Source organism: Aeromicrobium sp. CTD01-1L150, assembly GCF_041951745.1.
In the GTDB taxonomy this organism is placed as follows: Bacteria; Actinomycetota; Actinomycetes; order Propionibacteriales; family Nocardioidaceae; genus Aeromicrobium.
This window is the reverse complement of sequence record NZ_CP169555.1, coordinates 2438640-2463851: the sequence shown is the minus strand read 5'-3', so window position 1 is coordinate 2463851 and position 25212 is coordinate 2438640. Positions and strand designations below refer to the sequence as shown.

At 70.0% G+C, this 25212-nt stretch carries 25 protein-coding genes and 1 pseudogene; 17 read left to right on the top strand and 9 right to left on the bottom strand.

Going from position 1 to position 25212, the window contains the following annotated elements; all coding sequences use genetic code 11:
- Nucleotides 1–58: 58 nt before the first annotated feature.
- The 3 genes and pseudogenes from ACEVFP_RS12150 to ACEVFP_RS12140 form a co-directional block, all read left to right on the top strand.
- Nucleotides 59–631: a hypothetical protein gene (locus ACEVFP_RS12150; protein WP_374999724.1), complete on the top strand. Its 573-nt coding sequence runs from the start codon at nucleotides 59–61 to the stop codon at nucleotides 629–631.
- Complete coding sequence (locus tag ACEVFP_RS12145; protein WP_374999723.1) at nucleotides 628–1710, top strand: hypothetical protein; 1083 nt, start codon at nucleotides 628–630, stop codon at nucleotides 1708–1710. Before ACEVFP_RS12150 ends, ACEVFP_RS12145 begins: the two co-directional genes overlap by 4 nt.
- A gap of 19 nt (nucleotides 1711–1729) precedes the next feature.
- Nucleotides 1730–2509: pseudogene (locus ACEVFP_RS12140) on the top strand (LysM peptidoglycan-binding domain-containing protein); the annotation flags it as partial.
- 981 nt (nucleotides 2510–3490) lie between these two features.
- Here ACEVFP_RS12140 and ACEVFP_RS12135 read toward each other — a convergent pair.
- Nucleotides 3491–3895: a hypothetical protein gene (locus tag ACEVFP_RS12135; RefSeq protein WP_375003825.1), complete on the bottom strand. Its 405-nt coding sequence runs from the start codon at nucleotides 3893–3895 to the stop codon at nucleotides 3491–3493.
- Nucleotides 3896–4612: 717 nt separating this feature from the next.
- On the opposite strand from ACEVFP_RS12135, the gene ACEVFP_RS12130 reads away from it, so the two are divergent.
- Genes ACEVFP_RS12130 through ACEVFP_RS12120 form a run of 3 tightly spaced genes read left to right on the top strand, consistent with a single transcriptional unit; the run spans nucleotide 4613 to nucleotide 7895 of the window.
- Nucleotides 4613–5815 carry a cysteine desulfurase family protein gene (locus tag ACEVFP_RS12130; RefSeq protein ID WP_374999722.1) on the top strand — a complete coding sequence of 401 codons (1203 nt, stop codon included), beginning with the start codon at nucleotides 4613–4615 and terminating at the stop codon, nucleotides 5813–5815.
- The gene (gene mnmA, locus ACEVFP_RS12125) at nucleotides 5815–6927 is read left to right on the top strand and encodes a tRNA 2-thiouridine(34) synthase MnmA (RefSeq protein ID WP_374999721.1); all 1113 of its coding nucleotides are present in this window, start codon (nucleotides 5815–5817) and stop codon (nucleotides 6925–6927) included. The genes ACEVFP_RS12130 and mnmA overlap by 1 nt, the downstream gene beginning before the upstream one ends.
- Nucleotides 6924–7895, top strand: coding sequence for a methionine synthase (locus ACEVFP_RS12120; protein WP_374999720.1), 972 nt, complete (start codon nucleotides 6924–6926; stop codon nucleotides 7893–7895). The genes mnmA and ACEVFP_RS12120 overlap by 4 nt, the downstream gene beginning before the upstream one ends.
- Here the strand turns inward: ACEVFP_RS12120 and ACEVFP_RS12115 are convergent.
- Nucleotides 7883–8083, bottom strand: coding sequence for a hypothetical protein (locus ACEVFP_RS12115; protein ID WP_374999719.1), 201 nt, complete (start codon nucleotides 8081–8083; stop codon nucleotides 7883–7885). The genes ACEVFP_RS12120 and ACEVFP_RS12115 overlap by 13 nt on opposite strands.
- Before the next feature lie 80 nt (nucleotides 8084–8163).
- Between ACEVFP_RS12115 and ligA the strand changes: the two genes are divergently transcribed.
- Nucleotides 8164–10284, top strand: coding sequence for an NAD-dependent DNA ligase LigA (gene ligA / locus ACEVFP_RS12110; RefSeq protein WP_374999718.1), 2121 nt, complete (start codon nucleotides 8164–8166; stop codon nucleotides 10282–10284).
- A 16-nt stretch (nucleotides 10285–10300) separates the two neighbouring features.
- On the opposite strand, the gene ACEVFP_RS12105 is transcribed toward ligA, so the two are convergent.
- Nucleotides 10301–10648 (bottom strand): YrdB family protein, encoded by a 348-nt coding sequence (locus ACEVFP_RS12105; RefSeq protein WP_374999717.1) that lies wholly within the window; start codon nucleotides 10646–10648, stop codon nucleotides 10301–10303.
- 70 nt (nucleotides 10649–10718) lie between these two features.
- Here ACEVFP_RS12105 and ACEVFP_RS12100 point away from each other — a divergent pair, with 70 nt between their 5' ends.
- Both ACEVFP_RS12100 and ACEVFP_RS12095 read left to right on the top strand, forming a co-directional pair.
- Nucleotides 10719–11153 carry a hypothetical protein gene (locus ACEVFP_RS12100; RefSeq protein WP_374999716.1) on the top strand — a complete coding sequence of 145 codons (435 nt, stop codon included), beginning with the start codon at nucleotides 10719–10721 and terminating at the stop codon, nucleotides 11151–11153.
- Entirely contained in the window at nucleotides 11150–11692 is a 543-nt protein-coding gene (locus tag ACEVFP_RS12095; RefSeq protein ID WP_374999715.1) for a DinB family protein, read from the top strand. Before ACEVFP_RS12100 ends, ACEVFP_RS12095 begins: the two co-directional genes overlap by 4 nt.
- Here ACEVFP_RS12095 and ACEVFP_RS12090 read toward each other — a convergent pair whose 3' ends face one another.
- Together ACEVFP_RS12090 and ACEVFP_RS12085 are read right to left on the bottom strand one after the other, a co-directional pair.
- Nucleotides 11693–12454 carry an ABC transporter permease gene (locus ACEVFP_RS12090; RefSeq protein WP_374999714.1) on the bottom strand — a complete coding sequence of 254 codons (762 nt, stop codon included), beginning with the start codon at nucleotides 12452–12454 and terminating at the stop codon, nucleotides 11693–11695.
- Complete coding sequence (locus tag ACEVFP_RS12085; RefSeq protein WP_374999713.1) at nucleotides 12451–13374, bottom strand: ATP-binding cassette domain-containing protein; 924 nt, start codon at nucleotides 13372–13374, stop codon at nucleotides 12451–12453. The genes ACEVFP_RS12090 and ACEVFP_RS12085 overlap by 4 nt, the downstream gene beginning before the upstream one ends.
- Nucleotides 13375–13500: 126 nt before the next feature.
- On the opposite strand from ACEVFP_RS12085, the gene ACEVFP_RS12080 reads away from it, so the two are divergent.
- The gene (locus tag ACEVFP_RS12080; RefSeq protein ID WP_374999712.1) at nucleotides 13501–14256 is read left to right on the top strand and encodes a TetR/AcrR family transcriptional regulator; all 756 of its coding nucleotides are present in this window, start codon (nucleotides 13501–13503) and stop codon (nucleotides 14254–14256) included.
- Nucleotides 14257–14275: 19 nt separating this feature from the next.
- Here the strand turns inward: ACEVFP_RS12080 and ACEVFP_RS12075 are convergent, their stop codons facing one another.
- Nucleotides 14276–15823, bottom strand: coding sequence for an MFS transporter (locus tag ACEVFP_RS12075; RefSeq protein ID WP_374999711.1), 1548 nt, complete (start codon nucleotides 15821–15823; stop codon nucleotides 14276–14278).
- Nucleotides 15824–15894: 71 nt separating this feature from the next.
- On the opposite strand from ACEVFP_RS12075, the gene ACEVFP_RS12070 reads away from it, so the two are divergent.
- The 4 genes from ACEVFP_RS12070 to gatB all read left to right on the top strand — a co-directional run bounded on the left by ACEVFP_RS12070 (nucleotide 15895) and on the right by gatB (nucleotide 19863).
- Nucleotides 15895–16458, top strand: a complete 564-nt coding sequence (locus tag ACEVFP_RS12070; protein WP_374999710.1) for a TetR/AcrR family transcriptional regulator — start codon at nucleotides 15895–15897, stop codon at nucleotides 16456–16458.
- Nucleotides 16459–16529: 71 nt separating this feature from the next.
- A complete protein-coding gene (gene gatC / locus ACEVFP_RS12065; protein WP_374999709.1) occupies nucleotides 16530–16841 on the top strand; it encodes an Asp-tRNA(Asn)/Glu-tRNA(Gln) amidotransferase subunit GatC in 312 nt (103 codons plus the stop codon).
- On the top strand, nucleotides 16838–18343 hold the full coding sequence (gene gatA, locus ACEVFP_RS12060) for an Asp-tRNA(Asn)/Glu-tRNA(Gln) amidotransferase subunit GatA (protein WP_374999708.1): 1506 nt from the start codon (nucleotides 16838–16840) through the stop codon (nucleotides 18341–18343). The genes gatC and gatA overlap by 4 nt, the downstream gene beginning before the upstream one ends.
- Nucleotides 18340–19863, top strand: coding sequence for an Asp-tRNA(Asn)/Glu-tRNA(Gln) amidotransferase subunit GatB (gatB, locus tag ACEVFP_RS12055; RefSeq protein ID WP_374999707.1), 1524 nt, complete (start codon nucleotides 18340–18342; stop codon nucleotides 19861–19863). The genes gatA and gatB overlap by 4 nt, the downstream gene beginning before the upstream one ends.
- A 20-nt stretch (nucleotides 19864–19883) precedes the next feature.
- Here the strand turns inward: gatB and ACEVFP_RS12050 are convergent, their stop codons facing one another.
- Nucleotides 19884–20831 (bottom strand): DUF5995 family protein, encoded by a 948-nt coding sequence (locus ACEVFP_RS12050; protein ID WP_374999706.1) that lies wholly within the window; start codon nucleotides 20829–20831, stop codon nucleotides 19884–19886.
- A 31-nt stretch (nucleotides 20832–20862) separates the two neighbouring features.
- A complete protein-coding gene (locus ACEVFP_RS12045) occupies nucleotides 20863–21831 on the bottom strand; it encodes an alpha/beta fold hydrolase (RefSeq protein ID WP_374999705.1) in 969 nt (322 codons plus the stop codon).
- Nucleotides 21832–21835: 4 nt separating this feature from the next.
- On the opposite strand from ACEVFP_RS12045, the gene ACEVFP_RS12040 reads away from it, so the two are divergent.
- Nucleotides 21836–22837 carry a patatin-like phospholipase family protein gene (locus tag ACEVFP_RS12040; RefSeq protein WP_374999704.1) on the top strand — a complete coding sequence of 334 codons (1002 nt, stop codon included), beginning with the start codon at nucleotides 21836–21838 and terminating at the stop codon, nucleotides 22835–22837.
- Nucleotides 22838–22853: 16 nt separating this feature from the next.
- Here the strand turns inward: ACEVFP_RS12040 and ACEVFP_RS12035 are convergent, their stop codons facing one another.
- A complete protein-coding gene (locus ACEVFP_RS12035; protein ID WP_374999703.1) occupies nucleotides 22854–23708 on the bottom strand; it encodes a RimK family alpha-L-glutamate ligase in 855 nt (284 codons plus the stop codon).
- Nucleotides 23709–23796: 88 nt separating this feature from the next.
- Here ACEVFP_RS12035 and ACEVFP_RS12030 point away from each other — a divergent pair, with 88 nt between their 5' ends.
- Nucleotides 23797–24489, top strand: a complete 693-nt coding sequence (locus ACEVFP_RS12030) for a SatD family protein (protein WP_374999702.1) — start codon at nucleotides 23797–23799, stop codon at nucleotides 24487–24489.
- Nucleotides 24486–25148 (top strand): hypothetical protein, encoded by a 663-nt coding sequence (locus ACEVFP_RS12025; RefSeq protein WP_374999701.1) that lies wholly within the window; start codon nucleotides 24486–24488, stop codon nucleotides 25146–25148. The genes ACEVFP_RS12030 and ACEVFP_RS12025 overlap by 4 nt, the downstream gene beginning before the upstream one ends.
- Nucleotides 25149–25212 lie beyond the last annotated feature (64 nt).

The window sequence follows — 25212 nt, the reverse complement described above, 5'->3', positions numbered from 1 at the left end:
GTGCAAGGCCCTGACCGGCTATCATGAGTCGGCCGTACTCACCGCCAGGGGGACATGGATGCTTGTTCGACGACCTCGGGTCGCCACAGGCTGCGCCGTCGCGGCCCTGCTGTTGGCCGGTGCCTGTTCGGGTGAGAGCGAGCCGGAGCCCGAGACGAGTGCCGAGGCCGAGCAGACGTCGCAGGAGGTGTCGCCGCAGCCGGCCGGCGCCCATGGCGTGACGACGAGCATCGTCAACTGGGAGGACCACCACGACAACGAGGCCGTCGTGGCCTGGAAGGCGGTGAACGAGGCCACCAGCGCGAGCATCAACAACGGCGAGCTCGTGGACGGGTTCAGCGAGGGGTACGGCAAGGAGGTCCGGCAGGTCTATCTCGACGCCTTCGACATCGCCTGGCCCGAGGACATGAAGGTACCCACCGAGGGTGACGTGCGGATCGAGTCGGCCGAGCTGGACGGCGACGAGGCCGACCTGGTCGTGTGCCAGTGGGCTCCCACCACCGACTACGTGAGTGAGGACGTCAAGGAGATCTGGCGCAAGCAGGTGGTCGAGATGAAGAAGGTCTCGGGGACGTGGAAGATCGTCTCGCTCGACGAGGGCGAGCAGTGCGAAGGAGAGGCACCGCAATGAGAAGGTTTCTGTGTGCGTTGTCAGCCGGCACGCTCGCCATGGCGGTGATGGTCGGCGTCCAGGTGGTGACCTCGGAGCCGGCTGCGGCCTGCCCGACCTCCGACCCCAACTGCGACTCTCCGGGAGAGACCACCCGCCCGGACCCGGCCCGGTTCAGCGACGGCACGCAGCGCGAGAGCATCACCACGCCCAAGCGCAGCTGCTCGGTGTACGCCAACGGCAGCGGCATGGGATCGTTCTGCGTCACCCTGGGCGGCGGTGGCGTCTCACAGACCCTGCGCGAACGCTTCGCGGGACAGGACCTCCAGCGGTGCCGCTACGGCGAGATCCCCGGATCCATCGAGCGACCGTACAACGCCAATCCCGACCGAGGCCGGTACATGCTCATGCGGTGCCTCAACAACATCGACTTCGACACGTACTCCGGCGGGACGGATCGCACCCTCGACATCTCGATCGTCTTCGTCCCGAACGGGACGGACACCAGCTACGACGGCAACCCGTTGTCGGACTTCCTGTGGCGCCAGATCAACAACGCCACCAGGCTGCCGGCGCCGTTCATGGTCACGCGGCCGAACCCCACGCCCCTGGTGGGGACGCCGACCTTCTTCACCTTCCGCTGGATCAACCCCGTGACCGAGGAGCTCGTCGCCCAGGGACCGTACGCCGACCGCGAGCAGGGTGGCCCCTTCCGTGAGATCGAGGAGAACGGGTTCACGATGCAGGCCCAGGCGACGTCGATCACGATCGACCCGAACCAGGAAGGCATCGACGCGGTCACCTGCGATCCCGACACTCCCTACATCGACGGGGCCGATCCCGACCAGCAGCCCGCCGAGGCGTGCTCGATCACCTTCCCCCGGTCCTCGGCCTCGGCGCGTGAGCTGGCGACCGAGCCGATTCCCGACAACGTCGACGAGGCCTTCCACGCTGACATCGAGGTGCGCTGGGAGGTCCGCTACGGCGAGCAGGGCGAGGAGATGCGCCAGCTCGGTGACGGGTTCACCATGCGCCTGCAGCAGGTGATCCCGGTGCAGGAAGTCCAAGCCGCCAACCAGCCCCCCATCGTCGTCTTCTGACGACCACGAGGTGAGACCCATGACAGCGACCACTGACCGGCCCAGCGGATCCCGTCTGCCCTCGATCACCGACGTCCCGAGTCGGGGCGCACAGGTCGCCAAGGGCGTGGTGGCACTCCTCGGCGCCTTGGTCGTGGTCATCGGTGTGCCTGTTGCGCTCCTGGCCGCCTTCGGCCCGCCGTGGCCGAGCGAGGCTCCTTCCCTGGAGCTGTTGACCCGGCCGACCACGACCGAGGCCATGATGAGCGTCCTGGCCGTCGTCGTGTGGTTGGCATGGGCGCACTTCGTGGTCTGCCTCGCGGTCGAGGCCGTGGCCGAGAGACGTCGCCGCGGTCTCGCCCCGCACGTGCCCGGCGGTGGGATCGGCACGCAGGCACTCGCTCGTCGCATCGTCGCCACGATCGTGCTGATGGCGGGAACGACGTCGATCGGGATGGGCTCGGCCTCGGCGGCCGCGGCGCCGTCGGCGAGCGAGTCCGTCGTCACCTCCACCGTCCTTCCTCCGGCGGCGTCCTTCTCGGGGACGCCCACCGAGGAGCAGACCGGGCTCGGCTCTGCTGCGTTGCCGTCCCTGGGTGATCTGCAGACCGCCACCGCCCACGACGTGGAGGCGGGCGTCACCACCTACTACGACGTCAAGCCGCCGAACGGCCGCCACTACGACACGCTGTGGGACATCGCCGATCGGTACCTGGGCGACGGTCTGCGCTACAAGGAGATCTGGGCGCTCAACAAGGACGTCACGCAGCCCGATGGCCGCAAGCTCACCAACGCCGACCTGATCCATCCCGGCTGGGTCATGAAGATGCCCTCCGATGCCAGTGGTCCCGGCCTGAAGGTCGTCGAGCACGCTCCCTTGTCCCCGGAGGGCCCCAGCGGGTCGGCCACCGCCGAGGGCGCCTCGGCCGAGGCCGCTGCTGCCGACGCCGCACCGGCGTCGCAGGGTGTCGGGGGATCGGCCGAGGCAGGCGGCGCCCTCATCCGCAGCGAGTGGCAGCCGTTCTTCGGCGTGGCCGGCGGTCTGGCCCTCGCCGGGGCGTTCCTCGGTCTGCGCCGGCACCGCGCCGCCACACCGGGCAGCGCACGCTGGAGCCTGCGGCGCGCCGATCGGCCCGACCCCACCGACCCCACTCCCAACCCGCCCACCCCTGGTGGACAGCTCAAGGACGAGGCGGACGTCTCCGGTGTCGAGTGGCTGGACGGTGTGCTCCGCTCGTGGAACGACGGTCCGGTGCCTGCGCCGGCCCGAGTGTCCCTCGGCGAGGCCGGTCTGGTCATCACCTTCGATGAGGATCCGGGCCGCTCCGCCCCTGCGGGATGGTCGTCGCCCCGACCCACCACGTGGACCCTGGAGCGCGGTGCGAGCGTTCGGGGCGCAGGTCCGGCGCCCCTGCCCGCACTGGTGACGATCGGACGTCGCGACGACGGCAGTCTGCTGCTGGTGGACCTGGAGTCCCAGCCAGGGGTCATCGCGCTCGACGGTGACACCGAGAAGGCCCGCGGTCTGGCCCTGAGCCTGGCCCTCGACAGCGCCACCCACCCGTGGGCCGATGCCCGCCGGGTCACCCTGGTCGGGTTCGCCGACGACGTCACCGCTGCCGGCCCGGGCTCGCTGCGTCGCAGCGACGACGTCGGACGGGTGCTGGAGTCGCTCGACAACATCGCCCGCCACCAACGGCAGGCGTGCCGTGATGCGGGAGCCACTGACGTGCGCGCAGCACGCCAGCTGGTGCCGGAGGCCGACTGGACCTACCACCTCGTGGTGTGCTCGGGTGCACCGTCACCCAGCGACCTCGCTCAGCTGCGTGCGCTGGCGGCTGACCCGCTGGTCTCCGTGGGTGTCGTGATCCTCGGAGGCGACCGTGAGGCCGCGCTCAGCCTGCACATGCGCAGCGACGGTCGCATCAGCGCACCGCACCTGGGGATCGACGTGCAGGCACAGGTCCTTGACGTCGATGCCACACGGGCTCTTGCCGAGCTGTTCCAGGCCCCCACGGGTGGGCGGCGTCCCACGCTCGACCAGCTGGTCGATGCCCTGGAGAACGAGACGCAGGTCAGTGAGCCGGCCTCGAGCGCGGTGGCGGAGGTGAGCATTCTCGGCCCGGTGCAGGTGCGTGCCGCCGGTGAGGTCGAGACCGAGCGTGAGCCCTTGCTCACCGAGCTGCTCGTCCTGCTCGCGCTGCATCCGCAGGGCGTCCACGCCAACCGGCTCAGCGCCGCGCTGTGGCCGCGTGGCGTGGAGGCCGACCTGCGTGACAGCGCGCTGGGCCAGTTGAGCACATGGTTGGGCACCACCCAGGACGGTGCTCCCGTCCTGCTCGAGGAGGCTGGTCTCTGGCGCCTCGCGCCCGGAGCCGTGCGGCTCGACTGGGACGCCTTCCGCGACCTGCTCAACCGTGCGGCCACCGACGGCCGCAACCGGGAGAGCCACCTGCGTGCGGCCCTGGACCTGGTGGAGGGCACGCCCTTCGACGGCGTCGCGGAGCGGCGTTACGCCTGGTTGGAGGGGCTCACCGTCGAGACCGACATCGCGCTCGCCGTGGAGCTCACGGTGCAGGCCCTGGCCGAGGCCGCCACGTCGCGCGGTGACGTCGCCGCGGCGCAGGCAGCTCTGCAACGCGGACTCGCCCTGCTGCCGGCCAACGAGGAGCTGTGGCGCTCCAGGCTGTGGCTCGCGGAGTCGCAGGGCGACTCCGGTGAGATCGAGTCGGTGGTCGATGCGATGTACGCCTCGATCGCCGAGCACGGCTCGCCCGTCGGCGCCTCTGCGGCCACCGACGCCCTGGTCGACGAGCTCGTCCCGGGCTACCGCTCCAGCGTCGCGTAAGGTATCCAGGCGGCGTCGGTCACGATGCGGTGGGCCGCAGCCGGCTCATCGGTGCGGGACTACGCTGGGATGGCCATGACTGAGCCGAACCCCACCGCCTACCTCGACCACGCGGCCACCACGCCGATGCTGGCCGAGGCGCGCGAGGTGCTGGCCGAACAGCTGCAGCGCACCGGCAACGCCTCGAGCCTGCACGCCTCCGGGCGTGCTGCCCGACGGACGGTGGAGGAGTCCCGCGAGATCATCGCCGAGAACCTGGGGGCACGGCCCGGCGAGGTGGTGTTCTGCTCCGGCGGCACCGAGGCCAACAACCTCGCCATCAAGGGCCTGTTCTGGGCCCGCCGTGCTGGCGATCCGCAGCGTGACCGCGTCGTGTTCAGCTCCATCGAGCACCATGCCCTGCTCGACCCCGTCACCTGGCTGGCCGCGCACGAGGGTGCCCGAATCGACACCACCCCCGTCGATCGCCAGGGCAGGGTCGTCATCGACGCGCTGCGCCGGGCCGTGGAGCGGGCGCCGCAGGAGGTCAGCGTCGTCACCACGATGTGGGCCAACAACGAGATGGGCACCATCCAGCCGATCGACGAGGTCGTGGCGATCGCCCGCGAGCACGACGTCCCGGTGCACAGCGACGCGGTCCAGGCCGCCGGGTACGTGCCACTCGACTTCGACGCCTCCGGCCTGGACGCCATGACCCTCACCGCCCACAAGCTGGGGGGTCCGGTCGGGGTCGGGGCACTGGTGCTGCGGCGCGAGATCGAGCCGACGCCGCTGCTGCACGGCGGCGGGCAGGAACGCGACCTGCGCTCGGGCACCATCGGCGTGGCGCTCATCGCCTCCTTCGCCAAGGCGCTCGAGGTCACGGTGGCGCGGCAGGCCGAGGCCTCGGCACGCATCGAGCGGCTGCGGCAGCGCCTCGTGCAGGGCATCGCGCACGCCGTGCCCGGCGCCGTGGTGAACGGAGACCCGGAGCCAGGTGTGGACCATCGACTGCCCAACATCGCCCACGTGACCTTCCCCGGGTGCGAGGGCGACGCCATGCTGATGCTCCTGGATGCGCAGGGTGTGGAGTGCTCCACCGGCTCGGCCTGCGCCGCTGGAGTGCCGCAACCGAGCCACGTCCTGCTCGCAATGGGTTTTGAGGAAGCCGCCGCTCGCGGCTCACTGCGCTTCAGCCTGGGCCACACCAGCACCGAGGCCGACATCGACCGGCTTCTGGCGGTCCTGCCGACCGTCCACGAGCGTGCCCGGGCAGCCTCGTTGGTCAGGAGCCGCTGATGTCCCGCCTGATCGCCGCGATGTCCGGTGGAGTCGACTCTGCCGTCGCTGCGGCGCGTGCCGTGGACGCCGGGCACGACGTCACCGGTGTCCACCTCGCGCTCAGCCGGAATCCGCGCTCCTACCGCTCGGGAGCCCGGGGATGCTGCTCCATCGAGGACTCCTCCGACGCTCGCCGGGCCGCGGACACCCTGGAGATCCCGTTCTACGTGTGGGACATGAGCGAGGAGTTCGCCGATGAGGTGGTCGACGACTTCATCGAGGAGTACTCGGCCGGTCGCACCCCCAACCCGTGCCTGCGCTGCAACGAGAAGATCAAGTTCGCCGCGGTGCTCGAGCGCGCGCTCGCGCTCGGCTTCGACGGCGTCGTCACCGGTCACTACGCCCAGCTGCGCGACGGTGCCGACGGTGGCTCGGAGCCCGGTCCGATCGAGCTGCACAGGGCGGTCGACCACGGCAAGGACCAGTCCTACGTCCTCGGTGTCCTCACCCAGGAGCAGCTGGCCCACTCGCACTTCCCGCTCGGTGGGTCGGACAAGAGCGACGTCCGGCTCGAGGCCGAGCGTCGTGGCCTGCAGGTGGCCCACAAGCCGGACAGCCACGACATCTGCTTCGTGGCCGACGGCGACAACGCCGGCTGGCTCGCCGACAAGCTCGGCCCCCGTCCGGGAACGGTCGTCGACGAGTCGGGTGAGGTCCTGCGTGAGCACGACGGTGCGTACGCCTTCACGATCGGGCAGCGCCGGGGCCTGCGTCTGGGCGTGCCCGCAGACGACGGCAAGCCACGCTTCGTGCTGGACATCGAGCCGGTCAGCGGCACCGTCACGGTGGGGCCGCGTGAGCACCTGCTCGTCGATGCCCTGGAGGGCATCCGACCGCTGTGGTGCGGAACCGCTCCGGGCGAACCGCTGGAGTGCACGGTGCAGCTGCGGGCGCACGGAGCCGAGCACCGTGCTGTCGTCGAGGTGGACGGCGAATCGGTGCACGTCCAGCTCCTCGAGCCTGCCGAGGGGATCGCCCCCGGGCAGGCCGTGGTCATCTACGACGGCACGCGCGTCGTCGGCTCGGCCACCATCGCCAGCACCCACCGGATGGCGGACCAGACGTCGTGAGAGCGAGCGGCGTCGGCTCCATGCCCGGCGAGGACCTCGCCGAGACCCTGCGCATCGTGCGTGGCGAGCTCGACGAGCTGCTGTTCGTCCCCGAGCTGCCTGCCCGTGGCGTCCACGCCGGCATGATCGGTCGATCGCTCGCCCTGCTCGACGGGCTGTCCGCAGACCTTCAGCCCTCGGCCTGGCGGCTCACCGACGCCCCGGGCGTCGACCACCGCCGGGCACGTTCGCTGCTGGCCCAGGACCTCGACGTCGTCGAGGAGCTCTGGGGCGACCACGACGGCACCCTCAAGCAGCAGGTGGCCGGGCCGTGGACGCTCGCCGCCGGCGTCGAGCTGCCGCGTGGCGAACGAGTGCTGTCCGACCACGGGGCACGACGCGACCTGGCCGCGTCGCTCGCGTCAGGGCTCGCCACGCACCTCGCGGACCTGCGCCGCCGTCTCCCGCACGCCGACCTCGTCGTCCAGGTCGATGAACCGTCCCTCCCGGCCGTCCTGGCCGCCCGAGTGCCCACGGCGAGCGGATTCGGCAAGTACCGCACGATTTACCCGTCGGAGGCCGATGCGGGGCTGCGTGCGCTCGTGGACGTCGTGCGTGAGGCGGGCGCCACCCCGGTCGCCCACTCGTGTGCGCCCGACGTCCCGGTCGCGTTGCTCTCCGGCGCAGGGTTCTCGGCGGTCAGCTTCGACGCCACGCTCGTCGACCCCGACGACCCGTGGGCCGAGGCCTTCGAGTCCGGCCTGGACCTGTGGCCCGGGCTGGTGTCCGCGCTGGAGCCGGTGGGGGACACGGCGGTGCGTTCCCGGCTGGATGAGTTCATGGCGCGACTTGGCTTCGAGGTGGAACAGCACGCGGAGCGACTGGTCCTCACCCCGACGTGCGGGCTCGCCGGTGCACAGCCTGCGTGGGCCGCGCAAGGCCTGACCATGCTGACCCGGATCGCCGCTGACCTGGCTCAGAACACCTGACGTCGCCGCGGGTTGGTTCCGTAGCGGATCGTGCCGAGCCCCAGGACGATGAGGGCGGCGCTCACCAGGTGCGTGGCCCGAAGTCCGGTGAACCCGTCAGTGAGGACGAACGTCGCGATGCCCGCCGCGACCAGGGCGATGCCGGCCACGATGGCCGCGGTGCGCTGCGCTCGGGTGCGATGTGCCATGACCCCATGGTGTCAATCCTGCGTGGTCTCGCAGGTCGGGCGTCGTACCGGTGTCTGCGGACGCCGATATCGTCAGGGGCATGGCGAGTGAGGTGGGTTCGGACGAGGCGGGCCTGAAGCAGCGGCACAAGGAGCTGGCGGAGCAGGTCGAGGAGCACCGCCAGAGGTACCACCGCGACGACGCACCAGTGATCTCCGACGGCGAGTACGACGCCCTGGTGCGCGAGCTGGAGGCGCTCGAGGAGCGACTGCCCGAGCTGCGGACCCCGGACTCACCCACTCAGCAGGTCGGGGCCATGGTCTCCTCGACGTTCGAGGCGTACGAGCACCGTGAGCGCATGATGAGCCTCGACAACGCATTCGCCTACGACGAGCTCGAGGCCTGGCACGGTCGACTCGTGCGTGAGGGCATCGACGATGCGCAGTTCCTGTGTGAGCTCAAGGTCGACGGCCTGGCCATCTCACTGACCTACGAGGACGGTGTGCTGACCCGAGGTGTGACGCGCGGCGACGGCAGGGTCGGTGAGGACGTCACCAACAACGTCCGGACCATCGAGGTCGTGCCTCACCGGCTGACCGGCAGCCAGGAGTACCCCGTGCCGGCCTACGTCGAGGTGCGCGGGGAGGTCTACTTCCCGACGCAGGCCTTCGAGGAGTTCAACGCGGCTTGGGCGGAGGCGGGCCACAACCCCTTCGCCAACCCGCGCAACGCTGCGGCCGGTTCCCTGCGCATGAAGGACACGTCCGTCACGGCGAGCCGTCCGCTGGCCATGGTGTGTCACGGTCTCGGCCACCGCGAGGGATTCACGCCGCAGCGACAGTCCGAGGCGTACGCCGCGCTGCGGTCGTGGGGACTGCCCACGTCGGACCGTGCCAAGGTCGTGCCGGATCTCCAGGGTGTCGAGGCCTTCATCGAGTACTACGGCGAGCGCCGCCACGACGTCGAGCACGACATCGACGGTGTCGTCGTCAAGGTCGACCAGGTCTCGTTGCAGGGTCGGCTCGGGTCGACGTCTCGTGCGCCGCGCTGGGCGATCGCGTTCAAGTACCCGCCGGAAGAGGTGAACACCCGCCTGCTGGACATCCGGGTCAACGTCGGGCGCACCGGCCGGGTCACTCCGTACGGCGTCATGGACCCGGCCAAGGTCGCGGGCTCCACGGTCGAGATGGCCACCCTGCACAACCAGTACGAGGTCAAGCGCAAGGGGGTGCTCATCGGCGACATGGTGGTGCTGCGCAAGGCGGGCGACGTCATCCCCGAGATCGTCGGCCCCGTGGTCCAGCTGCGCGACGGCTCCGAGCGGGAGTTCGTCATGCCCACCGAGTGCCCGTCGTGCGGCACGACGCTGGCACCCAGCAAGGAGGGCGACAAGGACATCCGGTGTCCCAACACACGCTCGTGCCCGTCACAGCTGCGTGAACGCTTGACCCATGTCGGGGGTCGCGGGGCTTTCGACATCGAGGTCTTCGGCTGGGAGGGTGCCGTGGCGCTGCTGGAGGCCGGGGTGCTCGCCGACGAGGGCGGGTTGTTCTCGCTCACCGAGGAACAGCTGCTGACCGTCCCGCTGTACACCCGCAACCCCACGCCGGCAGAGCGGAAGGACGGCATCACCGACCAGCAGCTCAGCGCCAACGGCGTCGCGCTGCTGGAGAACCTGCAGTCCGCCAAGGAGCAGCCGTTGTGGCGCGTGCTCGTGGCGTTGTCCATCCGCCACGTCGGACCCACGGCGGCCCGGGCCCTGGCCACCGAGTTCGGGTCCATGCAGGCCATCCGTGAGGCCACGCCCGAGCAGCTCGCCGCGGCCGAGGGTGTCGGTCCCACCATCGTGGAGGCGGTGCAGGACTGGTTCGCCGTCGACTGGCACGTGGGCATCGTCGAGGCATGGGCGCAGGCGGGCGTGCGCATGGCGGACGAGCGCGACGAGAGCATCGACCGAACGCTGCAAGGGCTCACCGTCGTCGTCACCGGCTCGCTGGACGGCTACACGCGCGACTCCGTCAAGGAGGCGATCATCGCCCGCGGCGGCAAGGCATCGGGATCGGTCAGCAAGAAGACCGACTACGTGGTGGTGGGGGAGAACGCCGGGACCAAGGCCGAGAAGGCCGAGCAGCTGGGGGTCCCGATCCTCGACGAGGCGGGGTTCGACCGGCTCCTGGCCGAGGGCCCGCCAGGTGGCGACACCGCAAGTGCCGAGGAGTGACGTCGCGAGGCCCTCGTCAGGGATCGGTGACGCGGCGGGCGGCGAAGGTCGCGATCGCCACGACCGCGAAGCCGATGCCCCACCAGGTCAGAGCGCCGGCGGCGGCATAGAGGGCCACGGTGATGAAGAGCATGATCTGCACGGCGAGGCGCAACGGGTTGTCGAGGCGCCGCGGGGACATCGGGGCCATCCACTGCGCCCAGATCCCGATCGCGACCATGGCGAGGAACACGCCCAGGGCCCAGCCGAGCCAGCCGCCCACGATGCCGTGACCCGCGACGACGAGCAGGATGACCATGGCCAGCTCGCACAGGAAGGCCACGGCATCGAGGGGGCCGACGTTCTCCGGCTTGGTGGGAGGCACGTCGGCAGCCTAGGGGTTTGAGGCGGCCCGCACCCTGCCAGGCCGTACCTGACCGCACTAGTCTGGACCCGTGGAGACGAACAAGCGTCCGTTGGTGGGGACCCGGTGGGCCGTCGCGCTGGTCGTCACCGCCTTCCTGGTCTCCGTCGTGCACTACGCCGACAACGTGGCGAACTACGCCGAGTACCCCCAGCCGCCGGCCGATGCGTTCTTGCCCGCGCCGTCTGCGACGGTGATCGCGATTTCCTGGGTGGTCTTCACCGTGCTGGGTATCTCGGGCCTGGTGCTGTTCCTACGCCGCAGACTCGTCCCGGCCGTGGTCTGCCTCGCCCTGTACTCCGGCAGCGGGTTGATCGGCATCGGCCACTACACCGTGCCCGGTGCCCTGGACATGATCTGGTGGCGCCACCTGCACGTCGTGGTCGACATCGCTGTCGGGGTGAGTCTGCTCTGCTTCGCCCTCTGGGCCTTCCTCGCCAACCGGCCCGCGAGCTTGAAGGCATGAGCGACGTCTGGCAGAGCCCTCACGGCGATCCGCGGACTGGTGGGAATCCCGAGGGAGAGAAGGCGACGTACGCGGAGTACCTGGATCACTTCCGCAAGACCCTCGCGCTGAAGTGCGAGGACCTGACGCCCGAGCAGCTGGCCACGCGCAGTGTGCCGCCGAGCAGTCTGAGCCTGCTCGGCCTGGTCCGGCACCTGGCGAAGGTCGAACACTTCTGGTTCGTCAAGGTGGCGCGAGGCGTCGACGAGCCGCGGCTGTACGGGACCGACGAGCAACGCGACCGGGACTTCGACGGCGTCGAACCGACGCAGGAGTGCGTGGACGAGGCCTTGGCCACGTGGGGTGCCCAGATCGCGGCCGCGGAGTCGTGGTTCAAGGCGCTGCCCGAGGAGGGCCTCGGACGCGAGCTGCCGATCCCCGGCCGCGACGAGGTCACGAGTGTCCGTGACCTCGTCGTGCACATGATCGAGGAGTACGCCCGGCACTGTGGCCACGCCGACCTGCTGCGTGAGTGCCTCGACGGCCGCACGGGTCAGTAGTCAGCCCACTCGTCTGGCAAAGAGTCGCGCACCGGCGACGGCGGCCACCGCGAGCGTCACCAGGCACCACCCGATGGCCCACCAGGGGTGGGAGTCCAGGGGCGTGCCCATCCACAGTCCGCGCAGCGTCTCGATGACCGGTGTGTAGGGCTGGTGCTCGGCGAACCCACGCAGGACCGCCGGCAGGGTCTCCGCAGGAACGAAGGCCGTGCTCAGGTAGGGAAGGAACAACGGGATGATTGCCACGGACGTCGCAGCCTCGGGCGTCTTGACCAGCAGTCCGAGCGCGGCGCACAGCCATGAGACGGCGACGATGAACAGCAGGATCAGGCCGACGGCGGCGAGCCAGGCGAGTGGCCCACCGGTGGGGCGCCACCCGACGAGCAGCCCGACGGCGATGACCAGGGTGGTCGCGACGACGTTGCGGGCGACGCTGGCCACCACATGGCCCACGATGACTGATCCTGCACTGATCGGCATGGAGCGGAACCGGTCGATGACGCCGGCGTCGAGGTCGTGCGCGAGCGAGATCGCCGTGCTGCCGGCGCCGTACCCCGCGCACAGCACGATGAGGCCCGGCACCACGTAGTTCTCGTAGGCGACGCCGGTGTCCATCGCCCCGCCGAAGACGTACACGAACAGCACGATCAGCACGACGGGCAGGAACAGGGCCATGAAGAAGGCGTCCGGCTCACGCCAGGCGCGCAACAGGCTGCGGTGGCTCATTGCGCGGGCGTCGGCGATGGTGGTGGCGGTGCTCATGCGAGTTCCTTCTCGGTCAGGGTGAAGAAGACGTCATCGAGAGTGGGTTGGTGGGTGGAGACCCGGGTCGGCTCGATGCCCGCGGCGTCCAGGCGAGCCAGGGTCAGGCTCAGCTCGCGGGCGCTACCGTCGGTCGTGAGCTCGAGGCGGCGTCCCTCGGGGTCCAGGCGTCCACCGAGCAGCGCCAGTGCCGCGCTCGCGGTGGAGCCGTCGGCGAAGTCCACCGTCAGCCGGTCACCGCCGAGCCCGTCCTTCAGCGCGGACGGCGTGTCCTCGGCGACGATCCTCCCGCCGTGGAGCACGGCGATGCGGTCGGCGAGTCGGTCCGCCTCTTCCAGGTACTGCGTCGTCAGCAGGACGGTGACGCCCTCGTCGGCGAATCGACGCACGTTGGACCAGACCTGCTCACGGCTCCGCGGGTCGAGGCCGGTGGTCGGCTCGTCGAGCACCAGCAGCTGCGGGGTGACGATCATGCTGATGGCGAGGTCGAGACGTCGCCGCATGCCTCCGGAGTAGGTGCTGGTACGGCGGTCGGCGGCGTCGGTGAGGTCGAACTGCTCCAGGAGCTCACGTGACCGCAGCGCGGCGTGCCTCGGAGACAGGCGCAGGAGGCGTGCCATCAGCCGCAGGTTCTCCGCGCCGGTGAGTAGGTCGTCGACCGCCGCGTACTGCCCGGTCAGGGCGATGGACCGTCGGACGCTGACCGGGTCGTCCAGGAGGTCGTGACCGGCGATGGTCGCGGAGCCGGAGTCCGGGGTGAGCAAGGTGCCGAGGATGCGCACCAGTGTCGTCTTGCCGGCGCCGTTGGGCCCCAGGAGCCCGAAGATGGAGCCGGAAGCGATGTCGAGGTCGATGCCGTCGAGCACCGTGTGCTCGCGGTACGCCTTGTGCAGGCCGCGTGCCTGAACTGTGTATGTCATACACAAAACTGTATATGACGTACACGGATTATGGCAAAGGTGCTCCGCGGCTCGTGTGGGCCTCCCGATGCTCCCGCCGTACCTGGCCGACCTGCCACATGCTGGCGTGCGGTGTCGGGTGGCAGGATGACGACCATGGACGACCTCAAGCTGCCTGCGGCGATTGAGCTGTTGTGGGACCGCCAGCCGGCCGGGGCTCGCGGCCCCCGACCGGCCCGCAGCGTGCAGGAGATCGTCGACGCTGCCGTGGCGGTCGCCGACGCCGAGGGGATCGATGCGGTCTCCATGGCCCGCGTGGCCCAGGAGGTCGGTTTCTCCACCATGGCCCTGTATCGGTACGTGCCCAACAAGGAGGCGCTGCTGCAGCTGATGTGGAACGCCGGTGGGGCGTCCATGATCTCCGAGGAGATCGAGGGTGAGGGTTGGCGCAGCCGGCTGGGCTCCTGGGCGATGATCCAGCGTCGTGCCGCGGGCAGGCACCCGTGGATCGCCAGGATGCCGATCGCGAACCCACCCTTGGCGCCGAACGCCCTGCGCCACCTGGAGCGCGGCATGGCCGCCTTCGAGGGAACGCAGGTGCCGGGCGGAGAACGAATACAGGTCCTCGGCATCATCAGCGCCTACGTCCTCGCCGACGTCCGGCTGGGACTGGAGCTCCGCGAGGGTGCCGAGGCTGCCGCTCGCGAGGGGGTGGACCTGAACTTCGGCGGCCTCCTGCGCGCCGTCGTCGAGGAGGACGAGTTCCCGCACCTGCACCGCCTGGCGTTCTCCGGCGAGGCCGAGGACACCGTCCCCTCTGACGACCCGGGGCTGTTCGCCGCAGACCTGGAGATCATCCTCGATGGCGTCGAGGTCCTCGTCGCCCGGTACGAGCAGGCCTGACCCGGAGGTCGGCCAGTGGCTACTCGTGCTGCTGCGCCTCGGACATCTGTCGAGGCGTCACCTTCCTGAGTGCGAGTCCGGCGAGGAGGCCGACGCCGAGGACCAGGACTCCGCCCACCATGGCCGCGACGCCGAAGCCCCGGCTGTAGGCGTCGAAGGCTTCGGCGAGCAGTGGCCCGGACAGCTCGGGCGGTGCCTGCTCGGCCACCGTCATGGCGCCGGGGAGCGTGGCCTCGGCAGTGGTGGTCCCGTCGTCGCCCAGGTCCGGTGGAACCCGTCCCTGCATGTGGTTCCGGTAGACCGCCGTGGCAAGCGTTCCGAGGGAGGCGATGCCCAACGCTCCGCCGAGCTCGGCGCTGGTCTCCGAGGTGGCCGAGGCAGCACCTGCCTCCTCCGGAGGTGCTGTGGTGAGGACCAGGGCGGTGGCCAGTGTCGCGGTCATGCCGACGCCGACGGTCAGCAGGGCGTACCCGGCGATCAGGGTCCCGATGTGGGAGTCCGGCTCGATGGTGCTGACCCAGAAGAACCCGCTGGCCGAGATGGCCAGACCGGCGGCGATGAGCTTGGCCGGACGGATCGATCGAGCGAGGACCGAGGCGGCCGCCACGCCGGCGGCGCTGCCCGCGACGGCAGGGAGCATCCAGAGTGCGGCGTCGAACGGGGCATACCCCATGACGGTCTGCATGAAGGTGACCGCCAGGAGACCCATCCCTGCGGTGGCGAAGACCACGGTCATGTTGGCCACGATGGAGGCACTGAAGGAGGCGTGCCTGAAGAGCCGGATGTCGATCATCGGTGCGGGGGTCGTGAGCTGGTGACGCAGGAACAGGCCCGCGGCGACGACCCCACCCGTGATGCAGGCCAGGTAGCTCGTCTCGACCCCGTCCTCGACCATCTTCTTGATGCCGTAGATGACCGGCAGGACGGCGGCCAGAGAGAGGGCGGAGCCCAGGAGGTCGAACGAGCGCGGCCGGGGATCGCGGGACTCGGTGATGAGCAGTGGGGCGGCGACGAGCAGGAGTACCATGACCGGGACGTTGATCAGGAACACCGAACCCCAGTGGAAGTTCTCCAGCAGTAGGCCGCCGATGATCGGTCCCACGGCGAAGCCGCTGGTGAAGGCCGCGGTCCAGATGCCGATGGCGGTGCGTCGCTGGTCCTCGTCCAGAAACATGCTGCGGATGAGCGAGAGTGTGGAGGGCGCGAGCGTCGCCGCGCCGATGCCGAGAAGGGCCCTGGCCGCGATCAGCATCTCCGCACTGGTGGAGTATGCCGCGACCACCGAGGCGGCACCGAAGGCGACCGCGCCGAGCAGGAGCATCCGGCGGCGTCCGATGCGGTCGCCGATGCTGCCCATGGTGATGAGTAGTCCTGCCATCGCGAACCCGTAGATGTCCATGATCCAGAGCTGCTGGGTGGCGGACGGGGTCAGCTCGGCCCCGATCCAGGGCGCGGCCATGAAGAGGACCGAGAGATCCATGGAGGCGAGCAGGGCAGGAAGGACGAGCACGGCCATGCCGACCCATTCGCGGGCAGTGGCACGTGGGGGTGGTGAGGTTCGAGTCATGATGGAATCATACGTACGTTTAAAACAAATGTTCAAGACGCACGTATGAACCTCTGTGTAGTCTGGTGGACATGAGCCAGCGAGAGGACCTGCTCCGCGGTGCCCAGGAGTGCATCGCCGAGAAGGGATATGCCCGCACTACTGCCCGGGACATCACCGCTGCCTCCGGGGCGAACCTGGCCTCCATCGGGTACTACTTCGGTTCCAAGGACGCTCTCCTGCACGCGGCGGTGATCGCGGCCTTCGACGAGTGGGGCACCGCCGTCGAGGACGCGATGCAGGACGTCGCGGACGATGTGCCGCTGATGCGGCTGCAACGGTTCCTCGAGAGCTACATCGCCAGCCTGCCGGCGCGGCGCAACACCCTGGTCTCCAGCATCCAGGCCATGGCCGAGGCGGAGTACGCCCCCGAGGTCAAGCAGGAGATCGCGTCGTCGCACGACGAAGGGCGACGCAGCCTGGCCGCACTGGTGCTCGACGTGACGCCGGATGAGGTCACGCGCGAGGACCTCGCGACGGGATCCTTGGTCCTGTCGTTGATGAACGGTCTGGCACTGCAGTGGTTCATCTCCCCGGACACGGCGCCGAGCGCTGCGGAGCTGGCCACGGCCATCGTCGCGCTGGTGGAACCGTAACGCCACCTGCAGCGGTGGCGTCGTCGCTCACTAGGATGGCCGAGCACACCGAACCCCGACCGAGGAGACGCATGCCGTCGCCCATCTCCCGTGAGGACGTCGCCCACCTGGCGAGTCTCGCCCGCATCGACCTCAGTGAGGCCGAGCTCGAGCAGCTCGGAGCCGAGCTGCCCGACATCCTCGCGCACGTCGCCACCGTCCAGGAGGCAGTGCAGGAACCCGGCGCCGGCGACGCGGAGGCGATGAGCCATCCGCAGCCGATCAGCAACGTCTTCCGCGAGGACGTCGTGACGCCCGGTCTGAGCCCTGACGAGGCGCTCGCGGGGGCACCGGCGGCCGAGGACCAGCGCTTCCTGGTGCCTCGCATCCTGGGGGAGGAGTGAACGTGCACGACCTGGATGCAGCCACCCTCTCCGAGCAGCTGGCCGCGGGTGAGACCACGTCGGTCGACATCACCCAGGCCAGCCTGGATCGCATCGACGCCGTCGACGGGGCGGTCCACGCGTTCCTGCACGTCGACGCCGAGGGCGCGCTCGCCGCGGCCGCCGACGTCGACGCCCGTCGCGCGGCAGGTGAGAACCTTGCGACGCTCGCCGGTGTGCCGGTCGCGATCAAGGACGTGCTCGCCACCGTGGGCCAGCCCACGACGTGCGGCTCACGGATGCTCCAGGGTTGGGTGCCGCCCTACGACGCCACCGTCGTCGCCCGGCTGCGTGCTGCCGGTCTGCCCATCCTCGGCAAGACCAACATGGACGAGTTCGCGATGGGCTCCTCCACCGAGCACTCCGCCTACGGTCCCACTCGCAACCCGTGGGACACCGGACGCATCCCCGGGGGATCAGGTGGCGGTTCGGCTGCCGCCGTCGCCGCGTTCGAGGCGCCGTTGGCGATCGGCACCGACACCGGTGGCTCCATCCGCCAGCCCGGTGCAATGACCGGCACGGTAGGCGTCAAGCCCACGTACGGCGGCGTCAGCCGCTACGGGCTCGTGGCCATGGCCAGCAGCCTGGACCAGGCCGGACCCGTCACCCGGTCGGTGCTGGATGCCGCCCTGCTGCACGAGGTCATCGCCGGGCACGACCCGCGTGACTCCACGAGCCTGACAGCTCCCGTGCCTCCGGTCGTCGAGGCGGCCCGCCGCGCCGACGTCGCCGGTCTACGCATCGGCATCGTCACCGAGCTGGGCGGTGAGGGCTTCGAGCCCGAGGTGCGCCGGCGCTTCGACGAGGCCGTCGAGCTGCTCTCGGGCGCGGGGGCCGAGGTCGTCGAGATCTCCTGCCCCAGCTTCGTGCACGGCATCGCCGCGTACTACCTGGTCATGCCGAGCGAGGTGTCCTCGAACCTCGCCAAGTTCGACGCGATGCGCTACGGGCTGCGAGTCGAGCCCGACGGGGTGCCCCACCCCAGTGCTGAGCAGGTCATGGCGGCCTCGCGCGACGCCGGGTTCGGCGACGAGGTCAAGCGACGCATCATCCTGGGCACCTATGCATTGTCCAGCGGTTACTACGACGCCTACTACGGCTCGGCGCAGAAGGTCCGCACGCTCATCGCGCGTGACTTCGCGGCCGCGTTCGAGCAGGTCGACGTGCTCGTCTCGCCCACGGCACCCACCACGGCATGGCCGCTGGGGGACAAGCTCGACGACCCGCTCGCCATGTATCTCGCCGACGTCGCCACCATCCCGGCGAACCTCGCCGGGATCCCCGGACTGTCCCTTCCCGCCGGGCTGGCGGACTCCCTGCCCGTCGGGTTCCAGGTGTTGGCCCCGGCCCTGGCCGACGAGCGGCTCTACACCGTCGGCGCCGCCCTCGAGCAGCTGCTCGAGGAGCGTTGGGGTGGTCCGTTCGCCGCACAGGCGCCCGATCTTCAGGAGGTGGCGCGATGACCTCGGCACTCGTGGCGTTCGATGACGCCCTCACGCGATACGAGCCGGTCATGGGCCTGGAGGTCCATGTGGAGCTCGGCACCGCCACCAAGATGTTCTGCGGTTGCCCCACGGCCTTCGGCGCGGAGCCCAACACGCAGGTCTGCCCGGTGTGCCTGGGCCTGCCCGGTGCGCTGCCGGTGGTCAACGCCAAGGCCGTGGAGTCGGCCATCCGCATCGGCCTGGCCTTGAACTGCGGGATCGCCGAGTGGTCCCGGTTCGCGCGCAAGAACTACTTCTACCCGGACATGCCCAAGAACTTCCAGACGTCGCAGTACGACGAGCCGATTGCGCACGACGGCTGGACCGATGTCGAGATCACCCCCGAGGGCGGTGCTGATGGTGTCGGGGAGCCGCAGACGTTCCGGGTCGAGATCGAGCGGGCGCACATGGAGGAGGACACCGGAAAGTCGCTGCACGTGGGTGGCGCCACCGGGCGCATCCACGGGGCCGACCACTCGCTGCTGGACTACAACCGCGCCGGCATCCCCCTCATCGAGATCGTCACGCGCCCCATCGTGGTGCCCGGTGAGCTGGCGCCGCTGGTGGCTCGCGCCTACGTCAACCAGCTGCGCGACCTCATGGTGGCGCTCGGGGTCTCCGACGCCCGGATGGACCAGGGTTCACTGCGCGCCGACGTCAACCTGTCCCTGCGTCCGGTCGGCACGACGCCGCTCGGCACGCGCAGCGAGACCAAGAACGTCAACTCCTTCCGGTCCGTGGAACGCGCCGTCCGGTACGAGGTCTCGCGCCATGCGGGCTTGCTCGACGCGGGGGAGAGCATCGTGCAGGAGACACGGCACTTCCACGAGTCGGACGGCACGACGTCGGCCGGCCGTGAGAAGTCCGATGCCGATGACTACCGCTACTTCCCGGAGCCGGACCTCGCCCCCGTCGCGCCGTCGCGCGAGTGGGTCGAGGAGCTGCGGGGCACCCTCCCGGAGCTGCCGTCGCAGCGGCGTCGCCGGTTGCAGGCCGAGTGGGACTTCAGCGACCTCGACATGCGCGACACGCTCGGCGCCGGTGCCCTCGAGCTGGTCGCCGCCACGATCGAGGCCGGAGCCGCGCCGCAGGCGGCCCGCAAGTGGTGGCTCGGCGAGCTCGCCCGGCGGGCCAAGGAGGACGGCGTGGCGCTGAGTGACCTGCCGGTGACGGCGCAGCAGGTGGCGGGTGTGCAGGCGCTCATCGACGACTCGCGGGTCAACGACAAGCTCGCGCGTCAGGTGCTCGACGGCGTCCTCGCCGGTGAGGGCTCGCCGGAGGAGGTCGTCGTCGCCCGTGGTCTGGAGGTCGTCTCTGACGACGGTGCACTCGGCGCCGCAGTCGATGCCGCGATCGAGGCCGACCCCGATGCCGCCCAGAAGATCCGTGACGGCAAGGTACAGGCTGCCGGGGCGCTGATCGGCTCGGTCATGAAGGCGATGAAGGGCCAGGCCGACGCCGGCCGGGTTCGTGAGCTCATCCTGGAGAAGCTGAGCTGAACGTCAGTCCGTGACGACCCTCAACCGCCTGTTCCGTGGTCAGCGCAGAAGGCATCGCGCGCCGAGGTGGCCGCCTCGCTCGGTGATGCGAAGGACGTGCGGATCAGCTGGGCCTGGGTGGCGGCATAGTCCTCGATCAGCTGCTCGGCCAGGCGTCGCTGAGCGGGGGTCTGGGCGAGGACGAGCTGCTCGGCGTTGCGCCACACCATCTCTCGCCAACCGCGCATGATGGCCCCGGCGACGGTCTCCTCGACCGTCAGCACGTCGATATCGTCGAAGGTCGGGTCGAAACGCGCCGCGACCTCTGCGAAGACCGAGTCATACAGGCCGTCGAGCTGCGGGTTGTAGGCGTTGTGGTCCTTCTTGTGCGACGTGTCGTCGACGTCGCTGAGGCCGACCTCGGCCAGGACGTAGGAGAAGTCGCGGTTGATGTGGGCGTTCATCGCGAGCAGGAAGTTGCCGAGCCCGGTCATCTCCCGGTCGTCGGCGGCCTCTAGGGCGATCTGCCATGCCTTCGGGACCTCGGCACGTGCTTCGGTGTCACCGGAGTGCCAGGCATCCATCACCTCGAAGTACAACGATGCGAAGACGGCGTCGACCTGACCCAGCCAGACCTGGTCGTCGAACACGCCCTGGTTGACGGCCTCGCGGACGTCCTCGGTTACGCGGAGGTAAGCGAGATCGAAGACAGCATCGTGGTCGCAGCGGGACGCCGACTGCGACAGCCGACGCTCCATCTCTGCGATCGTCTCGTCGATGCACGACGATGCGCCGTCCGGGCACACGTCGCCGGTGTACGGCGCGTGCTTGACGGGCAACGGGGGCAGCAGGCCGATCACCGGGTCGAGGGGTCTCGGCGAGATCAGGTCGAGTGGATCGTCGGTGTCGGCGGCCGTCGCCGCACTCGTGGTCCCGAACGTCAACGCGAGCATCAACGCGGCGGCCAGGGCGAGTTGAGCTGTGCGCATGTCACCGTCAACGACACGAGTCACGCGACGGTTACGAGCCGCCGCCGTGGGGAGCGCAGGGCTCGGCCGACCCCACCCGATCCAGCAGGGCCAGCAGCTCCTCGTGCACGACGTCGGGGTGCTCCAGCGGGATGAAGTGTGTGGCGTCGAGCTGCAGGAAGCGCGATCCCGTCACCCTGTCGGCGGCCGAACGCATCGACGCGGCGGACGTGAGCAGGTCACGCCGGCCCGCGACGAACGTGGTGGGCACGTCGATGCCCGACAGCGAGACCCGGCCGTGCTCGGCCACCCCCAGGGCGAGCCGTGCGTACCAGGCGGGATGGGTGGAGCAGAACTCCGTCACCATCGCCTGGACGTGCGCAGGGTCGGCGTCGCGGCCGATCGCGCCGGTCCGCTGCAGGAGTCGTGTCGTCGTGGGCGTCCAGGGGAAGCGGCGCACCAGCGGAGCCTCCAGGTGCCCGAGGACCGTGGTCGCCCGGGCCAGCGAGACCATCAACGGTCGGGAGAGCACGGTCGGGACGTGCCACGGCGCGAGCATGGTGGAGAAGGTGTCGCCAGGCACCCCGGCAACGGCGAGGATCCCGTCGACCCGCTCAGGGTGGCGATGGGCGAGCTCGAAGGCCACGGTGACGCCCGCGGACCAGGACGCGACGACCGCGGACGCGAGCCCTGCGTCGTCCATCACGGCCAGCGCGTCCTCGACATAGGCGTCGAGGTCGACTCGACCGTCCGGCGGTCGCTGTGAGCCGCCGACGCCGCGATGGTTCCAGGAGACGACATTGACGCCGCAGTCCGGGGTGAGCAGGGCGGGCCAGGACTGGGGGTTGGTGCCCAGCCCGTTGCACAGCAGGACGCGCGGCCCGTCGGCGTCGTTGGTCCAGGCCCGCAGACGGGTGCTGTCGGCGGAGGCGACGTCATGGAACCTCAGGCAGGGTGCGGTCGTCACGATCGGCGATTCTGCCACGACGAGCAGGACCGGTCCGTTCTTTCGTAGAGTCATGGTCATGGTCCACCGCGAGCCAGTCCCGAGTCGTACGGCCGACCTGGTGCTCGAGGGCGGCGGCGTCAAGGGCATCGCGCTCGTCGGGGCAGCCACCGCCCTGGACGAGGCGGGCTGGCGTTTCGCCCGGGTGGCCGGCTCGTCTGCGGGGGCCCTCGTCGGCTCCGTCATCGCCGCGATGCAGCGATCCGGTGAGTCCATGCGACGGGTCGACGACATCCTGCGCAGCCTGGACTACGAGCGCATGCTCGACCGTCGCAGCGGGGGCCGGGCACTGCGCTGGTGGCCCCGCGCGGCCGATGCCTGGGGGATCCTGTTCCACCTGGGCATGTATCGCGGCCACTACCTCACGCAGTGGACACGCGGTGTCCTCGCCGACCTGGGGGTGCGTACCTTTGCCGACCTGGTGTTCGACGACCCCGGCTCGCACCTGGGCCCGGAGCGTTCGTTCCGGCTCGTGGTCACCGCGAGCGACCTGTCGCGCCAACGGCTGATGTACCTGCCGTGGGACCTCGGTGCCTACGGTGTCGACCTCGACCGGTTCCCGGTGGCCCGCGCGGTGAGGGCGTCCTCGGCCATCCCGTTCATGTTCGAGCCAGTCCGTCTGCGCTCGCCGTTCGGGCTCTCGACGCTGGCCGACGGATCGCTGCTGCGAAGCTATCCGATCGATGTCTTCGATCGCGACGACGGCCAGCCGCCTCGGTGGCCGACGCTGGGGATCCGGCTGAGCTCACCGTCCAACGAGCGGGCACCCGCCAAGGCGGTCACGGGTCCCATCTCGATGGTCATGAGCCTGATCTACACCACGGTCGACTCGACCCAGGTTCGTCATGTCTCGGACCCCGCGGACGTCGAGCGCAGCATCTTCGCCAAGCCGCGGGGTGTGCGCTGGACGGACTTCGACCTCACGCCGGAGCAGCAGCAGGAGCTCTTCGACTCCGGTTACGCGGCGGGTCGGCGCTGGGTGGCTGAGCACCCGGACGGCCCGCCGCCGCGGGATGGTTGAGTCCGGTCGGTTGGGGTCACCTCTGGAGCTCATCGAGCACGGCCGCCACGACGGCGTCGGCGCCCGTGGACGTGTGCTCCAGGAAGAACGACGGCTCCGTGAGCTCCAGCTCCATGAGGCGCAGCTCGCCATCCGGGCCGGGGACGACGTCGACGCGTGCGTAGAGCGGTGTGTTGCCGGTGATCCGGGCGGCGGTGGCGACGACGCTCTCGGCGAAGGCCACCTGTTCGTGCGACGCCGTGCGCGCCCTGATGTCCTCCTCGAGCTCGGGTTCGGAGCGGGGTTCGTCGTCAGTGGTCAGGAGCGCTCCCTTGCGGAAGGCGTGGGAGTAGGCGCCGCCGAACAACAGCAGACCGGTCTCGCCCTCGGAGTCGACGGCATCGATGTACGGCTGCGTCATGGTGGGGCGGCCTGCCGCGAGCAGACGTCGGCCGTGGGCAAGAGCCTGGGCGGGTTCGCTCCAGCGAGCCGTGTCGGCGGACCCGGCGGAGATGGTCGGCTTGACGACCCACTGCCGTGCCTCTGGGAGGTCGCTCCCCTCCTGTGCGGACCATGACGTCGTGACGATGGGGACGCCGGCGTTCTCGAGCTCACGCAGGTAGGTCTTGTCCGTGTTCCATGCGATCGTCGAAGCGTTGTTGGCCAGGCGTGGGACGGTGCGCGTCCAGGCCAGGAACTCCTCACGGCGGGGGACGTAGTCCCAGCAGGAGCGCACCACGACGAGGTCGTAGGCGTCCCAGGCCACCGTGGTGTCGTCCCAATGGGCGACCTCGCTCTCCAGCCCGGCGCGACGCGCGGCCTCCAGGAGCAGCGGGAGGTCGGGGTCGGCGGTGTCGAACGGGGCGGCGCTGGCCCAGGCGATCCGTGTCATGACCCCACGGTATCGACAAGCGGAGCACTTCACTCTTGCATAATTAAGCATATAGCTTCATTATGGGCCAATGAAGTCAGATGCTTCCGTGAAATTCGCCGTGATCGGCGACCTCGTGGGTTCGCGCAGCCATGACTCACGGCGGCACGTCCAGGAGTCGCTGGTCTCTGCCCTGGCCACTGCCGGTGAGCTGGTCGAGAGCCTGCAGGAGCTCGAACCCACGATCGGTGATGAGTTCCAGAGCGTTCATGCGGACCTGCACGACGCTCTGCTGGCCACGGTGCTCGTGCGCCTGGCACTCCCGGAACATCTCGACGCCCGATGCGGGATCGGTGTCGGACCGATCGAGATCGTCGGTGCCTCCGCCTATGGTCTGACGCAGGACGGTCCGGCCTGGTGGGCCGCCCGGGAGGCCATCGACGAGGTGAAGGGGGCGCAGCGGACGATGCCATACCTGAGGACTCGGATCCGCCGACCCGACCATGCGGACGGTGACCTCGCCCAGGCCTACCTGGAGTGCCGCGACCACATCGTCAGCACCTTCGACGGCCGGCAGCGCCGTATCGCGCTCGGGGTCATCTCCGGGCGAACCGCAGCGCAGATCGCCGACGACGAGGGCATCTCCGCCTCAGCCGTCTCCCAGCGCACCCGAAGCTCGGGCATCCGTGCACTCACCGAGTCGGTGAAGCACGTCCCGGCGGGGGTGCCGGACTGGGGGCACCTCCCTGCAGGGAGCGCAGTGGGGTGCATGGGGGATGGGCGGCAAGAGGCAGAGCGATGATGGTGCTCGCGGTGCTGCTCGCAGGCGTCGGGGCGGCTGATCTGGCACCCCGGTGGCGGCATGCCGTGGGTCTGGTGGTCGCCATCGGTGGGGCACTGGCGTTGGGGGCCGGGTGGCACACCGTGTGGGTGAGCGGGCTGGTGGCGCTCGTGGTCGTCGTGTGGCTGGAGGCCGGTGAGCGGCAGTCGAGTGCGGGCGTCGTGCTGCTGGCAGTCGTCTCCGTGGGGCTGGTGCTGGCCTCGCCCGCGCTGGAGCTCGGCTCCGCCCCCGTGCAGCAGTGGTACGACGACCTGCCGATCCCGGGGCTGGCCGAGGTGCCGTTGGACCGGGCTGCGCTGGGCCTGGGGGTCCTGTTGTTCCTGGCGACGGCCGCCAACGTCGTGGTGCGACAGGGGCTGAGCGCGGTGGGCCCCCTGGTGCTCGCCGAGGAGAAGAGTCTCAAGGGCGGTCGGCTGCTGGGGCCCATGGAGCGCTGGCTGGTCTTCGCCTTCGCCGTCAGCGGCCACATCGGCGCACTGGGTGCGCTGGTCGCGGCCAAGGGGATCCTGCGGTTCCCGGAGATCTCTCGCGACGACCCCGATGGGATGCGCGCCGAGTACGTGCTGGTGGGCAGCTTCGTCAGCTGGACCCTCGCCCTGCTTCCCGTGACGCTGTTCTGAGCGCCGTGACCGTGCGCGGCGGGCAGCGTCCTCATCATCCCTGAGCGGCCTCTCCTCGGGGAGC